General features: G+C 67.3%; 11 protein-coding genes. 3 read left to right on the top strand and 8 right to left on the bottom strand.

Annotation, left to right across the window (positions count from 1 at the left end; translation table 11 throughout):
• Positions 1-79: 79 nt before the first annotated feature.
• From ACCQ09_RS01540 to ACCQ09_RS01555, 4 genes are all read right to left on the bottom strand, one after another.
• A complete protein-coding gene (locus ACCQ09_RS01540; RefSeq protein WP_228428183.1) occupies positions 80-1,648 on the bottom strand; it encodes an adenosine deaminase family protein in 1,569 nt (522 codons plus the stop codon).
• A gap of 121 nt (positions 1,649-1,769) precedes the next feature.
• The gene (locus tag ACCQ09_RS01545) at positions 1,770-3,083 is read right to left on the bottom strand and encodes an NCS2 family permease (RefSeq protein ID WP_228428182.1); all 1,314 of its coding nucleotides are present in this window, start codon (positions 3,081-3,083) and stop codon (positions 1,770-1,772) included.
• A gap of 453 nt (positions 3,084-3,536) precedes the next feature.
• A complete protein-coding gene (locus ACCQ09_RS01550; RefSeq protein ID WP_228428180.1) occupies positions 3,537-4,496 on the bottom strand; it encodes a PDR/VanB family oxidoreductase in 960 nt (319 codons plus the stop codon).
• A 17-nt stretch (positions 4,497-4,513) separates the two neighbouring features.
• Positions 4,514-5,566 carry a Rieske 2Fe-2S domain-containing protein gene (locus ACCQ09_RS01555; protein WP_228428178.1) on the bottom strand — a complete coding sequence of 351 codons (1,053 nt, stop codon included), beginning with the start codon at positions 5,564-5,566 and terminating at the stop codon, positions 4,514-4,516.
• A gap of 127 nt (positions 5,567-5,693) precedes the next feature.
• Between ACCQ09_RS01555 and ACCQ09_RS01560 the strand changes: the two genes are divergently transcribed.
• Together ACCQ09_RS01560 and ACCQ09_RS01565 are read left to right on the top strand one after the other, a co-directional pair.
• A complete protein-coding gene (locus tag ACCQ09_RS01560; protein ID WP_011035553.1) occupies positions 5,694-6,611 on the top strand; it encodes a LysR family transcriptional regulator in 918 nt (305 codons plus the stop codon).
• 336 nt (positions 6,612-6,947) lie between these two features.
• On the top strand, positions 6,948-7,754 hold the full coding sequence (locus ACCQ09_RS01565) for a TatD family hydrolase (RefSeq protein ID WP_040940406.1): 807 nt from the start codon (positions 6,948-6,950) through the stop codon (positions 7,752-7,754).
• 15 nt (positions 7,755-7,769) lie between these two features.
• Here ACCQ09_RS01565 and ACCQ09_RS01570 read toward each other — a convergent pair whose 3' ends face one another.
• Positions 7,770-8,438 (bottom strand): hypothetical protein, encoded by a 669-nt coding sequence (locus ACCQ09_RS01570; RefSeq protein WP_040940407.1) that lies wholly within the window; start codon positions 8,436-8,438, stop codon positions 7,770-7,772.
• A gap of 633 nt (positions 8,439-9,071) precedes the next feature.
• Positions 9,072-9,959 carry a LysR family transcriptional regulator gene (locus tag ACCQ09_RS01575; protein WP_040940408.1) on the bottom strand — a complete coding sequence of 296 codons (888 nt, stop codon included), beginning with the start codon at positions 9,957-9,959 and terminating at the stop codon, positions 9,072-9,074.
• A 97-nt stretch (positions 9,960-10,056) separates the two neighbouring features.
• On the opposite strand from ACCQ09_RS01575, the gene ACCQ09_RS01580 reads away from it, so the two are divergent.
• Positions 10,057-11,325 (top strand): MFS transporter, encoded by a 1,269-nt coding sequence (locus tag ACCQ09_RS01580; RefSeq protein ID WP_016944215.1) that lies wholly within the window; start codon positions 10,057-10,059, stop codon positions 11,323-11,325.
• A 200-nt stretch (positions 11,326-11,525) separates the two neighbouring features.
• Here the strand turns inward: ACCQ09_RS01580 and ACCQ09_RS01585 are convergent, their stop codons facing one another.
• The gene (locus tag ACCQ09_RS01585) at positions 11,526-12,554 is read right to left on the bottom strand and encodes a phospholipase C/P1 nuclease family protein (protein ID WP_040940409.1); all 1,029 of its coding nucleotides are present in this window, start codon (positions 12,552-12,554) and stop codon (positions 11,526-11,528) included.
• Between the two features lie 68 nt (positions 12,555-12,622).
• Positions 12,623-15,148, bottom strand: coding sequence for a TonB-dependent receptor (locus ACCQ09_RS01590; RefSeq protein ID WP_228428176.1), 2,526 nt, complete (start codon positions 15,146-15,148; stop codon positions 12,623-12,625).
• Between the last annotated feature and the right edge of the window lie 13 nt (positions 15,149-15,161).

The raw sequence follows: 15,161 nt of genomic DNA on the forward strand, positions 1-15,161 counted from the left end.
GTCGCGTTGTAGGAGCGCGCTTGCGCGCGATGAGGCGTTATCGGTGAAGCCTCTTCGCGCGCAAGCGCGCTCCTATGGGTTATGCGTCAGCTGGTGTTGTCTGCACTTTGCGCTGCTCCATCAGCATGCGCTCGTACTGCGCTAGATCGGTTTCAAGCTGCCATTGCAGCCGTGCCTTCTCGCTGCTCTGGCGAAATGCTTGGCACCCAGCATCATCGGTTTCGCGCTGTAATGCAGTGGCGCAGGCCTGCGCAGCTTTACCATCGGCGCTCCACAGGCTCGCGCCCGGCAGGAAGCTGTACGTCAGGCCATTGCGGGCGAGGCGCTTGAGTGTGGGGTAGTCGATGCCCTGTTCCTGCACTGCACGTTGATATTCATGGGTCATGTCCGCGCGCGACACGCCGGCATCATCGGTGGAGAGCACCACCGGCACACCGGCGTGCAGATACATCGCCAACGGATGCGCGGCCCCGGTAACGCCCAGGATCACATCGTTACTGGTGAGGTTGATCTCCACCGCCACCTGGTCGCGGCGCATGCGCTGCAGCAGCTCTTGCGCGTCGTCTTCGTAAGGCAGATCCACGCCATGACCGATGCGCCGCGCACCCGCATCCACCGCCTGGCGGATATGCGAGCGCAGCTGCGCGGGCGGCACCAGGCCCAGGGTCAGCTCGCCGGCATGCAAGGACAGCGGCACGCCGGGATAGCGCCGTGCAAAGAACCGGAACATCGCCATGTGGCGTGCGTAATCGGCCACTGCCATTGGGTTGTCCTCGGGCGCGACGATGTTCACCGCCACCGCGCGGCTGCCGCCGGCGGCCACGAGCGCATGGGCGAGCGCCATCTGCCCGAACACCCGCGGCGCAGGCAGCACACGCAACACATACGGCACATAGCGGTACTGCACCTGGCAGGCCGCGCGTGGCTGCGCCTGGTCACACTGCAGGACGCGGCGCACCTGCGCGTCGAGATCGGCAAGACTGCGCTGCGCGGCCTGCACCAGCGGCGGCAGCGCGTCCTGCAGTTCGCGCAGGTTGGCGGCATCGTCGGTGCCATGCCAGGGCAGCGCCTGCATGCGCTGCGCGGCGTCGTCCATCTGCGGCGGGTTGGCGATGATTTCCACGTACGGCACGCTGTCGCGCGCGGCCTGCTCCAGCACGGCGGCCACGGTGTCGGCCACGCGTGCGCGCACCACCGCATCGAACTTGCCGAAGGTGCTGAAGAACTGCCCGTGCCCGCTGGGTTGGGATGGGCTGGCCAGGTGGTTGCGCATCGACAAGGCATCCACCACCCGGCCATACAGCGCGGCATCGCGCGTGGCCAGCCCGCGTGCGGGCACCTGGCCGGCCACGCACGGCGGTGCGCGCAGGCTCAGGTCGTCCAGCTGCACGCAGGCGCCGTCTTCGCTGGCCCACTGCAGGTGGTCCTCGGCATACACCGAGCCGGAGAGATGGTTATGCAGGTCGCCGCCCTTGGGCATGGCCTGCAACCAACTGCGCAGTTGCGCCGATTGGCCGGCCGCATCGCGAAACAACTGCGCAACCTGCTGCTCGCGCGATTGTGCGGGCGCAGGCGTTTGGCGCGCCTGTGCAAGCGCGGGCAGCAGCGCGCACACGGTGAGGATCAGACAACGACGCAGCATGGGCATCCAGAAAACTCGCAAAAGGGTGTACCGGCGCGCACGTGCGCCCAGCGGAGGAATAGCTTGCCTTGCAGTGCGTTGCACGGCCAGCGCGCTGCGCGCCTGCAGGCAGCGCGGTGCAGGCGCGTCACTCCAGTGCATAGCGCAGCACGAACAGGCCGGCGATGGCCCAGGTGGCCGGATGCACCTCACGCCAACGCCCGCTGCCCAGCCGGAGCACCGCGTAGGTGATGAAGCCCAACGCCAACCCATTGGCGATCGAATAGGTGAACGGCATCGCCAGCATGCACATGGCGGCCGGCAACGCTTCGCCGACATCGTTCCACTGCAGATGCGCGCATTCGCGCAGCATCACTGCCGCCAGATACAGCAACGCCGGTGCGGTGGCGTAGGCCGGCACCATGGCCGCCAGCGGCGAGAACAGCAGGGCCAGCAGGAACAGCGCGGCCACCACCAGCGCGGTCAGCCCGGTGCGCCCACCCACCAGCACGCCGGCGGCGCTTTCCACATAAGCCGTGGTGCTGGAGGTGCCAAGCAGCGAGCCGGCCAGGATGGCGCTGCTGTCGGCGAGCAGGGCGCGGTCGAACTGGCGGCGCTGGTCTGTGGTGCGCAGCAAGCCGGCGCGCTGCGCCACCCCCATCAAGGTGCCGGTGGCATCGAACATCTCCACCAGCACGAACACCAGCACCACGTGCAGTACCGCGGTCAATGCACCTTCGCCAGCGTGGCCCTGCAGGGCACCGGCAATATCCAGTTGCAGCAAGGTGGGTGCCAGACTCGGCGGCAGCGCGATCACGCCCTGGTACTGCACCAGCCCGAGTGCGAGCGCCGCAGCGGTGACCGCCAGGATGCCGAGCAGCATCGCCCCGCGCACGCGCCGCAGCTCCAGCACGCCGATCAATAGCAGCCCGGCCAATGCCAGCAAGGGCTCGGGCCGGTGCAGGTCGCCCAGGGTGATCAAGGTCTGCGGGTGGGCCACCACCAGCCCGGCTTTCTGCAGGCCGATCACCGCCAGGAACAGGCCGATACCGGCGGCGATTGCGCTGCGTAACGTGGTGGGGATGCCGTCGACCAGCCACCGGCGCGCGCCGGTGAGGGTGAGCAGCAGGAACACGCAGCCGGACACGAACACCAGGCCCAGCGTCTGTTGCCAGCTGTAGCCCAGGGTGCCCACCACGCTGAAGGCGAAGAAGGCGTTCAAGCCCATGCCCGGCGCCATGCCGATCGGGTAATTGGCCAGCAGGCCCATCACCGCCGAGCCGAATGCCGCAGCCAGGCAGGTGGCCACGAACACCGCGCCGTGATCCATGCCGGTAGTGGCCAGGATGTCCGGGTTGACGAACACGATGTAGGCCATCGTGAGAAAGGTGGTGGCGCCGGCCAGCAGCTCGGTGCGCACGTTGCTGCCGTTGGCGGCAAGCGCAAAGTCGGGCCAGCGCATCAGGCGCGCCCCAGCGGCTGGCAGGCGGCGGCACAGCAGAACAGTGTCATCGGCAACGTCTCATCGAACACAGGCACCGGCGCGTAAGCGCGGGCTGCGTATCTTGCACTGTGCGCGGTGGCATGCCGTGGACGTGTTGCCCGAAATGCGCAGTGGCCTGTGGATGGCGTTGGTTGGCAACGCCTGATGAGAAGGTTGCAGCGCGCCGTTGCGCCACGCGTGTGCCTGGGCGGCAAGCCGAGCGTGCTGATGTCTGCATCGCACACGGCACCCGGCAATCGCAACAGCTGACTCGTGCTTTCGATGAATGGCGGCGAGCGTGACGCAGCGGTACCAGTGGTGGCAAGAGTCGCTAGCGGGGACATGGATCACAGCGTGTTTGAGCATCGCCAACGCGCCTGCGCTTGATCGTTGTCGCGTTGGTCGCATCACGTGTCGGCCCTGTCGCGTTGCTCAAAGGTCCAGCACCAGCCGTGGCGTGCGGCTGCGCGAACAGCACAGGGTGATCTGCGTGTTTTGCGCGTGTTCGCTGTCGCTGAGCACGCTGTCGCGGTGATCGGGCACGCCATCGAGCACGCCGGTCAGGCAGGCCCCGCACATGCCTTGCTCGCACGACAGCGGCACCTCCACGCCTGCGGCCATCAGCGCATTGGCGATACTGCACTCGGCCGCCACCTGCACCACGCGCCCGCTGGCGGCCAGCTCCACTTCGAAGGCGTCGTCGGCGGCGTGTGGCACGGCCGGCGCGACCGCGGCGAAGTGTTCGCGATGCAGCTGCGCCGGCGCCCAGCCCTGAGCCAGGGCCAGCGCGCTGAAGTGATCCATGAACGCGGCCGGCCCGCACAGATACAGCTGGTCGCGCGTATGTGCCTGGCGCAGTTCGGTGGGGATGTGCACACGTGGGCTCTCGCCGTCATCGCTCAGATGCACCTGCACCTGGCCGTGCTGGAAGCCCTGCTGCAGGCGCTGCCCGAAGGCCACATCCGCCTGCCGGCGCGCGTAGTAGTGCAGCACGAAGGCCTCGCCGCGCGCCTCCAGCGCCTCGGCCATCGACAGCAGCGGAGTAATGCCGATGCCGGCGGCCAGCAGCACGTGGCGTTCGCCCGCGTGTAACGGGAACAGGTTGCGCGGCGTGGAGATCTGCAGCCGGTCGCCGGCCGCGAGTTGTTCGCACAGATGCCGCGAGCCGCCGCGCGAGGCATCGGCCAGCTTCACGCACAACAGGTAATGGTCGCGCGCATGCGGCGCGCTGGCGATGGAGTACTGGCGGATCAAGCCGTCGGGCAGGTGCAGGTCCACATGCGCGCCGGCTTCGAACGCCGGCAACTCCGCGCCGATCGGCTCCAACCGGATCGCCCGCTGGCGATGCCCCTGGTCGACGACTTCCGCCACACGCACCTCATGCAGGCTCATGCCGTCATCCTCGCCGGTCAACGCAGGAAAAAGTCGCTATAGCCCTGGCTGCGCAGGCCACGGCGATAGGCGATCGAACTGCGATCGGCGGGGATGTGCACTTCCAGCAGCGGGTCCAGCGGCAGGTATTCGGGGCGCTGCGCTTCCACCATGGCGCGGTCTTCCTCGAACACGCGCAGGTTGAAGGCATGCACGTCCTCCATCGGCAGATGGGTGTCGAAATTGCGCGCAATCGGCACCAGCAGCCGGGTCTTGTGCTTGGACACCGGGCTGGCCGCGTTCATGATCACCAGCCGCTTGCCCTGCACCGGGAAGTGGATGGTGAGCGTGGCGGTGAACGGCAGGTGCACTTCGAAATGGCGCAGCCACTGGAAGCCGGGGTCCACGTCGGGCAGCGGCATATCCACCGAATAGTTGGCCACGCTGCTGAGGTAATCGGCGTTGAAACCGGTCGGCGTTTCGGTGGTGGTGTAGGCCGGCACTTCGCGCTTGTCCGGCTGGGCGAAGGTGGCGGTGTGCACGAAGGCGAAATGCGCCACGTCGATAAAGCCTTCCAGCTGCCGCGCGGCGCTGCCGGCGATGTCGAAGCCCGGGCACACGATCTGCTGGAAGCCGTCTTCGTCCCAACCCGGCATCGGCGGAATCTGCACCTCGGCCGCGCTCACCCCGGCCGGTTTGGCCAGGCACACCCAGATCAGCCCGTAGCGCTCGGCCACCGCATAGGTGTGCAACCGCATCTTGGCCGGGATGTTCTGATTCGGGCTGGCCGGGATGTGGTTGCAGCGCCCGCCGCTGCCAAAGCGCAGCCCGTGATAGGCGCACACCACCCCGGCGCCATCGGCGCTGCCCATGCTCAGCGGCACGCCGCGGTGCGGGCAGACATCGCGCGCGGCCACCAGCTCGGCGCCCAGCCGGTACAGCACCAACGGCTCGTCCAGCAGCATGGCCTTGAACGGCGCCTCGCTCACTTCGCTGCTCAGCGCCACCGCGTGCCAGTGCTGGGCCAGGCGCTGCCAGTCGGCGGGCTCAAAGGTGCAGTACAGTGGCAGGGCGGGGACGGCGACATCCATGGGGCGGTCTCTGGCGTGAGGCGGGAGCGGTGCCGGATTGACTCTAGGAAGCCGGGGGTGTGTGATCAAACATCGTTTTTCCGCCAAGCCATTGCAAAAAATGCAACGGCCAATCGAGCCCCGCCCCATGCTGACCTTCTCCCGCTTCACCCGCTACTTCATCGAAGTGGCCCGCTGCGGCAGCATCCGCAAGGCGTCCGACGTGCTGCACGTGTCCGCCTCGGCGATCGACCGGCAGATCCTCAAGGCCGAAGAAGAGCTGGGCGCGCAGCTGTTCGAACGCCTGCCCGGCCGCCTGCGTCTCACTGCCGCCGGCGAGCTGCTGCTGGTGGATGTGCGCCAGTGGGAGAAGGCCTATGCGCGCACGCTGGAGCGCTTCGACGAGCTCAAGGGGCTGCGCCGCGGGCACGTGGAGATCGCCATGATCGACGCCCTCAGCGAGGGCGTGGTGCCGGCCGCAGTGGCGGCGCTGGTGCAGGAATACCCCGGCATCACCTTCAACCTGTCCACCGCGCGCAACCAGCGGGTGATGGAGATGGTGACCTCGGCGGATGTGGATATCGGCCTGCTGCTGGACCCGGTGAGCAGCGTGGACCTGGAGGTGCGGGCATTCGCCGACATCCCGCTCGGCATTGCGATGCCGGTGGGCCACCCGCTGAGCAGCCGCAGCGAGCTGCAGCTGAGCGAAACGCTGGAGCACCGCCTGCTGCTGCCGGCTGCCCCGCTGATCGTCGGCGAGCACGCCAAGGTGCTGTACCAGCGCCAGCATATCGACGTGAAGCGGCTCACCCACTGCAACGACGTACGCACGCTGCGTGGGCTGGTACGGGCTGGCGCCGGCGTGGGCCTGATGTCGTGGCTGGACGCCGCGCCCGACGTGGCCGACGGCCGCCTGGCCTTTGTGCCGTTCCGCCAGCACCTGACCAAGCCGATGACCCTGGCCCTGTGCGTGGCCCCGCAGCGCCAGCTCTCACGTTCGGCACAGCTGGCGATCCAGGCGCTGGCGGCGAAGATCGACGCGATGGCGGTACCGGCGGTTGGTTGAACCCCTCTCCCTCCTGGAAGAACGGAGCAAAGCCCCTCTCCCTCGGGGCGAGAGGGCACAGTTTGCGCGCCACTGGCGCGCGTGCCTTGGAGCGCCCGCGTCGCAAACGCGGGCCGGGGCGCGCAGCGGGGGTCGGGGTGAGGGTACGGCGGCGCGGCAGTCGGTGCAGCACTTCTGAAGGCGCGTGGCGACGCGTTTGTCACTGCAGGCACTGACAGATGCAGGAGGCGCCATCCGGCGCTGCGCGCCACCTTCTCCCATGGGAGAAGGGAAGCCAAGCGCATACAACTTCCGTTAGTTAAACTTGCCAGGCTTCCCCCACACGACACCCGCACCATGCAGTTGATCGATATCGGCGCCAACCTCACCCATGACTCCTTCGATCGCGATCGCGACGCCGTGTTGCAACGCGCGCGTGATGCCGGTGTGGCGCAGCTGGTGATCACCGGTGCCAGCCGCGAGCATTCGCCGCTGGCCCTGCAGCTGGCGCAGCAGCACCCCGGATTTCTCTACGCCACCGCCGGCGTGCATCCGCACCATGCAGTGGAATTCACCGCCGAATGCGAGCGGGAAATGCGCGCGCTGCAGGCGCAGCCGCAGGTGGTGGCGGTGGGCGAATGCGGGCTGGATTATTACCGCGATTTCGCGCCGCGCCCGGCCCAGCACAAGGCCTTCGAACGGCAGCTGCAGCTGGCCGCCGATAATGGCAAACCGCTGTTCCTGCACCAGCGCGATGCGCATGACGATTTCCTCTCGATCATGCGCGCGTTCGACGGCCGCCTGGGCGCGGCGGTGGTGCACTGCTTCACCGGCACGCGCGAAGAACTGTTCGATTACCTGGACCGCGATTACTACATCGGCATCACCGGCTGGTTGTGCGACGAGCGCCGCGGCGCGCATCTGCGCGAGCTGGTGCGCAACATCCCGGCCAACCGGTTGATGATCGAAACCGATGCGCCCTACTTGCTGCCACGCACGCTCAAGCCGCTGCCCAAGGACCGCCGCAACGAACCGATGTTTCTCTCGCACATTGTCGAAGAGCTGGCGCGCGACCGCGGCGAAGATGTCGCGGTGACCGCTGCCAACAGCACGGCCGCCGCGCGCGCATTCTTCCGGCTGCCGGTGACTGCCACCGCCGAGTGAGTGCGGCGGCGGTGTTTACGCCGCCAGCAATTCCCAGCCTTGCGCATCGCGCAGCCGCAGGCCTGGCTGCGGCGCGTCCACGCTGACGCGCAGGCCGCTGGCCCACGGCAGTTGACGTTGTTGCGGAAACCAGCGCCGCGCCTGGTCCACCACGATCAACAGCCCGTGGTCGTCGCCGAGCGCGGCAAACCCTTCCAGCGTCGGTGCAAACGGCTGCACGCCGAAGTGATGGCCCACGCTGCTGGTCACCGCAGCGACATTATTGCTGGGCAGCCCGATCTCGCTCAGGCACAGCAGTTCGCTACCGTGAAACGCATCCTCGCCGGTGGGTGCGTCCTGCAGCGCGTTGCGGGCGATCAGTTCGAGCACGGCGCCATCGGGGCCGGCGAAATACACCGACTGCGATTGCCACGCGCCATCGAGCTGGAAGCGCTCCTGGCCAAGTGGATCGGTGAGCAGCGCAGCACGTGCGCCGATCCAGGCAGCTGCCGCATCGAAGCGCGCAGGTGCCACATTGAAGGCCAGATGCACGCTACCTACCGGCTGCTGCGCCTGCACGCATTCCAACGTGCTCCAGCCAATGCGCACGCTGTTGCCGGCGAGCGGTAGCTGCAGCACATCACGATAGAAGCGCAGGGTGAGATCGGGGTCCAGACACGGCAACAACAGATGACGCAGACGCATGGCAAGCACACCAGTCAGAAGGTGCGCCCATTCAACGACCTCAAGCATGGTTGAGGTCAAGCGGTTTGTCCGCAATCTCTCCGCACGCATGGAATGCACATAGGCACGTGCCCCTGTAGGAGCGCACTCGTGCGCGAACGCATTACCGGTAAAGCCACATCGCGCGCAAGCGCGCTCCTACGTGGGTGTGCACGTCGCAGTTGCTGCGTGTACAGCCACACACGCGTGGAGCGCACATAGGCACATGCCCTTGTAGGAGCGCACTCGTGCGCGAACGCGTTACCGGGAATGCCACATCGCGCGCAAGCGCGCTCCTACGTGGCTGTGCACGGCGCAGCTGCTTCATGTACAGCCCGCACGCGTGGAGCGCACATAGGCACATGCCCTTGTAGGAGCGCACTCGTGCGCGAACGCGTTACCGGTAAAGCCACATCGCGCGCAAGCGCGCTCCTGCGTTGGCTGTGCACAGCGCAGCTGCTGCGTGTGCAGCCCGCACGCGTGGAGTGCACATAGGCACGGCCCTTGTAGGAGCGCACTCGTGCGCGAACGCGTTACCGGGAATGCCACATCGCGCGCAAGCGCACTCCTACCTGGCCAACGACATCGCAGCCATCTGCCGCCACTCACCTACCCTCAAATCAACTCCGCCAACGTCCACAAATGCCGCACCAGCGGCGCGCTCTCCAACGCTCCGGGCGAGACCGCCAATGCGAGGCGGGCCAGCGGCATCTGGCCTTCGATGTCCAGATAGCGCACGCCGGGCAGCTGCAGCTGCGCCGTGGAGGCGGGTACCACCGAGACGCCCAATTCGGCGGCCACCAGGTTGACGATCGACGACATCTGCGGCGCTTCCTGGGTGATGCGCAAGGTCACGCCGGAGGCGCGGCAGGCGACCAGGATCTCGTCGTACAGGCTGGAGCCGAAGCTGCGCGGAAACAGGATGAACGGCTCGCCGGCCAGCGCCGCCAACGGTGCACTGTCCAACGCGGCAAGCCGGTGCGCGGCGGGCACGGCAATCTTCATCGGTTCGTCGGCAAAGCGCAGCAGCTGCAGGTCCGGCGGCGTGCTCAGGCCGTAACGCACGAACGCCGCATCCAGCTTTCCTTCGGCCAGGGCCACCAGCAAACCGGCGGTGTTGGTTTCTTCCAGCAGGAGCTCCACCTGTGGCCACTGCCGGCGGAAATCGCGGATCAGCCGTGGCACCACCGGGTTGAACGCGGCCGAGGCGGTGAAGCCCAGCCGCAGCCGGCCGGATTCGCCACGCGCCACGCGGCGTGCGGTTTCGGCAGCCCGTTCCACATCGACCAACACCCGGCGCACCTCGCCCAGGAACGCCTCGCCGGCCGCGGTGAGCTCGGCGCCGGCATGGGTGCGACGGAACAACGGCGTGCCCAGGTCGCGTTCCAGTGCCTGGATCTGCTGGCTCAACGGCGGCTGCCCGATGCCCACGCGTGCGGCGGCGCGGGTGAAGTTGCCTTCTTCGGCAACGGCCAGGAAATAGCGCAGGTGGCGAAGTTCCAAGGTATCTGTTTCGCATATGGACGCTGCGACAATCATATATTGGACAGGGGGTGGGCCGGGGGACATTCTGGCCGTCCCACGTCTCGGTTGCGCTCCTGTGTCTTCCTCCGATTGCCGCCCCGGCGCCCTGTCCGCCGCCGCCCTGCCCGCAGACACGCCGGCAACCGGCCGCATCCGCCTGGCGTTGTTCCTGGCCGGCTTTGCCACCTTCTCGCTGCTGTACAGCGTGCAGCCGGTGCTGCCGGAATTTGCCCGCACCTTCGGTGTGGATGCGGCCACGGCCTCGTTGCCGTTGTCGCTGGCGACCGGTGCGCTGGCGATTGCGATCTTCTGTGCCGGTGCGGTGTCGGAGAATCTGGGCCGGCGCGGGCTGATGTTTGTCTCCATCGCGCTGGCCGCAGTGCTCAACCTGATCGCCGCCTTCCTGCCGCACTGGGGCGCGCTGGTGGCGGTGCGCACCTTGTCCGGCATCGCGCTGGGCGGGGTGCCGGCGGTGGCCATGGTCTATCTGGCCGAAGAGCTGCCGGCCAGCAAACTGGGCGCGGCCACCGGGCTGTACGTGGCCGGTAACGCGTTTGGCGGCATGAGCGGGCGCATCGTGATGAGCCTGCTCACCGACCACTACGACTGGCGTACCGCGCTGGCAGTGTTGAGCGTGTTCGACCTGCTGTGCGCGGTGGCGTTCGTGTGGCTGCTGCCGCCCTCGCGTCACTTCGTGCGCCGGCACGGCGTCAACCTGCACTACCACCTGCGCGCCTGGGGCGGGCATCTGCGTAACCGCCAGTTGTTGTGGCTGTTCTCGATCCCGTTCCTGTTGATGGGCGTGTTCGTCAGCGTCTACAACTACGCCGGGTTCCGCCTGGGCGGCGCGGAATACGGCCTGAGCCAGAGCCAGATCGGCATGATCTTTAGCGCGTACGTCTTCGGCATCGTGTCTTCATCAGTGGCCGGTGCGGCTTCGGACCGCTACGGCCGGGGCCCGGTGGTGCTGGCCGGCACGCTCACCGCCGCGGCCGGTGTGGCGTTGACGCTGGCGCATGCCTTGCCGGTGGTGATTGCCGGGGTGGTGCTGCTGACGATCGGGTTTTTCATTGCGCATTCGTCGGCCAGCGCCTGGGTGGGCCGGCTGGGCGGTGCGGCGCGCAGCCATGCCGCGTCGCTCTATCTGCTGGCCTACTACAGCGGTGCCAGCCTGGTCGGCGCGGTCAGCGGCTGGTTCTGGCAGCACGGCGGTTGGGGTGCGCTGGTGGCGTTCTGCGGCAGCTTGCTCGCCCTGGCCTTGCTGGCGGCGCAGGTACTACGCCGCAGTGCGGACGACTCGCGCCCGTATGGGCGCTTTGCGCCACATCCACCGCGCGGGGAGTAAGCGCCGCGCTATCTGCGATCGCTGTACGGTTGGTCGGGGTGCTTGCGTGCGCTCTGTCGCAAGGTCGGCACTCAAGTCCTCGCGGCCTGTGATTGCGCGCGCACCGGTTACGCGCGCCATTGCATCCGCGCGTCGCGCGACGTGCAACAACGGCAACCGTGCGTGCCGCATCACGCGCGCACCGCTAGATCGCGCTTGCGTTACTGCGTTTGCGTTGAAGGCAATGCTGGTGAGCGCGGCGCAGGCGCGCTGCCGGTGCTGGGGTCGTACTGCGGATGTGCCGGATCCATGCTGCGCGGCCCGCGCACGGGAACCGGCTGCAGCGCGCTTTCGCGCCACGCGCGCACCAGCAGATCGCGCAGCATTGCCGCGCCGTCGCCGGCGGTGAGGTAGACCATCGCGCGGCCGTCGGTGCGGGAGGCATCATCGAACGCACCGGCTTTTTCCAGGCGATACACCTGCTCGACGCGGCCGGTGCCGATGGCGAGAAAACCCAGCAACTGCTCGAACACATCGCCGTCCTGATGCGCCAATGCCGGCATGCGGGTCAGCAGGTCCTGCGGAGTGAGCGCGATCTTGTCGACGTAGTCGCTCTCGAACTTGCCGTGCACCTTCGGGTCGGTGCTGTAGCCGTGTGGATTGGGTCCCTGCCAGCCATCGTGGTGGATGCTGTCGTGCTGCGGCTGCGCGCCGTCGCCGATGTAGTGCGCAAACCAGCTCACCAGGAACGCGCAGGTGCGCTCCAGTTCGCGCGTGTCCTCACCGGCCGCACGCAACGCGCGGATTTGCCGCATGGTGGCAACGATGCGTTCGTAGCCTTCGGTGGCCGCATACGGCAAGGTGCCGGCCCAGCGCACATTCATGCGCTCGGCGGCAGCCGGGTCGCGTTGTGCAATGCGCCGCTGCTCGTCGTACAAGGCCAGCACGAAGGCATAGCGCGAGCGCGGCGGATTCTGCATGAATGCGAACTGCTCGCGGAACCAGCCGTGGTTGGGATCTTCTTCGATCTTGAGGAACGGCTCGCTTTCGCTGCGCCAGCCATCGGGCAGCACCGCACCATCGGCAATCACCTGCACATGGCGCCTGAGGAACACCGGCCCGTCGTCCGGCAGTGCCTGGAGTGCGGCGGTATCGATCGCCGCGTGGGCGCGTTTTCCCCAGGCCAGCGCAGCCGTGGGGGCGAAGCTGGCCGTCAGCAGGACGGCCGCAGCAAGCAGGGAAGGCTTCATAAGAATCCTGGTCGGGCGCGCGCCGGGCAGGGCCGCGGCGCACGCGAAAGCGGCGGTTGTCGTGCTGCTCAGAAGTGGTAGGTCACCACCAGCCGGGTGTTGCGCTCGTAGATCGGCCGCCCGTAGATGGGTTCGCGCGTGCCTTGCCCGGAGATGGTGTCGGTGCGCGGGTTGCCTTCGGTCAGCGCAAAGGTGTTGGTGAGGTTGTCCACCGCCAGCTGCACATCCCACGGCCCGTTGCGCACCAGGATGTTGGCCGCCAGCGTGTGATAGGCGGCCAGTTCGGTGGTGTTTTCCAGGTCGGCATAGCGCTTGCCCACGTAGGCGTAGCGCAGCGAGGTTTCCCAATCGAACGTGCCGGTGCTGAACAGCAGCGTGGGCCCGACGTTGCCATAGAGCTTGGGCTGGCGGTTGGGCATGTTGCCGTCCACATCGACCACCGCCACCGCACCGTTGGCCACCACTTCGGTCAGGTCGGAGACCTTGGTGTCGTTGTAGGTGACATTGGCATCCAGGCGCAGCCACTGCGCCGGCGTCCATACCGCGGCCACTTCCACGCCCGGGTTGGTGACGCTGCCACGGTAATCCTTGGACTCGGCTGCGCCAGTCACCGGATTCACCGCGCTGGTGCCGATGTTGTACGGGTCGTACTTGGTGTAGAAGGCAGTGGCGAACACATCCAGCGTGGCGAAGTTGAGCTTGGTGCCCAACTCGTACTGTTCGGCGGTGGGGATGTTGACGGTGCCTTCGTTGGCGCCCTCGCTGGGCGCGCGGTGCGCACGCGAGGCGCGGCCGTAGACACCGACAATCGGGGTGAGGTCGTAGTTGAATCCCGCCGTCCAGTTGGTCACGCCCACATCCAGCGCGGTCTGCGTGCGGGCACCGGTGAACAGCCGTGCGGCATCGTCGGCCAGGGTGTCTGGCATGCCCAGCGTGCCGGTGGTGCGGGCCATGGCCCAGGCGCGGTAGCGATAGCGCTCGTGGCGCACGCCGCCTTCCAGCCGCAGCTTGTCGGTCACCTGCCAGGTATCGGCGATGTAGGGCGCCAACATGCTGGTGTAGGCCTTGCCCTGGGTGCGGTCGGCGCCGTAGATCACCACGCCGTCCTGGGTGACGCCGCCGACAACCGCACCATTGGCGTCATAGCCGAGCAGGTCGATGCTGCGCGGGTTCTGGCGCATTTCAAACAGATAGCTCTGGTAGCGCGAGTTGTAGGAACGCGCGTAATAGGCGCCATACAAGCCCAGCGTGATGTCGTGGGTGTCGCCGCCCCAGTCGAAGCTGCGGTGCAGGCGCAGATCGTCGGCGATGGAATCGGCGCGCACATCCATCGCACGGTACTGGCCCTGGATCACCAGCCCGTCGGTGCTGGCCGGATCGAAGCGGCTGCCATCGTCGGTGTACACGTAGCCCAGCCGCGTCAAGCCCGGAAACGCGGCGCTCGCGGCCGCACGGCGGCTGTTCGCATAGGCGGTGGCATCCTGCGGTGCATTGCTGGAATACAGCGCGTCGAAGGTCATGTCCAGGCGATTGACCACCGCCTTGTTGGACAGGCTCCAGCCGTTGTCGAACGCCAGGTCCAGGTTCGCGCCCAGATGATTGAACTTCATGTGGCGGCCATCGGAGAGATCGCGCGCCTCGCGTTGCGGCTGGCCATTGGCATCGCTGGAAATGAGCGTGGCGTGCTGCAGTTGCGGCGCGCTCAAGGTGCCGGTGAAGCGGTCGATCAATGGGTCCAGCGACCGCGTGGTGTCGCGCGGGTCATACAGCGGGATCGGCATGTAGAACGCGTTCTTGTCGTCCAGATGCTTGGCGGTGAAGGTGATCTTGCCGTGGTCCAGCGTGTGAGTGAGGTTCATGCGGAACTGGCCGCCCTGATCGGCAGGAAAGCCCACATCCCGGTAACCATCGTTGCGCCGCACGAAGCCGCCGGCGGCCAGGTACCAGTCCTGCGCCAGCTTGCCCGACCAGTAGCCATCGAGCCGATACAGGCCGGTATCGCCCACGGTGGTGCGCACTGCGCCTTCGGGCGTGTCGCCGCCCTGGCGGGTGACGAAATTGACGATGGCCGCGGCATTGGAGGCGAAGATCGGCGAGGGCCCGCCGCGCACGGTCTCCACCGATTCGACCATCACGTCTGGCCGCACTAGCCCTTCGGTCTTGTAGAAGTAGCCGTTGTTGTCCGGATACGGGCTGATACCGTCCTCCTGGATCACCGCGAACGAGCCTTCATCGGGGATGCCGCGGATGCGGTACACGTTCTGCACTTCGCCGCCGGTGGATTCGGCGTAAATGCCCGGCATCGAACCAATCAGGCTGGTGAGGTTGAGCGGCGCCAGTTTGTCGATCTGTTCGGCGGTCATCGAGGTGATCGCATAGGACGCTTCGAACTGGCTCTGCGCCTGGCCGGCACCGGTGACGATCATGCGGTCGAGCGAAAAGATGCCGTCGTCGCTCGTACGTGCCGGCGGTGACGCGGTGGTCTGCTGCGCCAGCGCCGGGCCGGCAAGCGTGGAGGCAAGTGCGAGGGACAGGCAAAGACACAGCGGGGCGCGACGCAGTCCGGAGGCGATCCGGATGTCGGTGGTTGGCATGGCGGGCATGGGC

The organism is Xanthomonas sp. NCPPB 2586 (genome assembly GCF_041475775.2).
GTDB lineage: Bacteria > Pseudomonadota > Gammaproteobacteria > Xanthomonadales > Xanthomonadaceae > Xanthomonas > Xanthomonas campestris.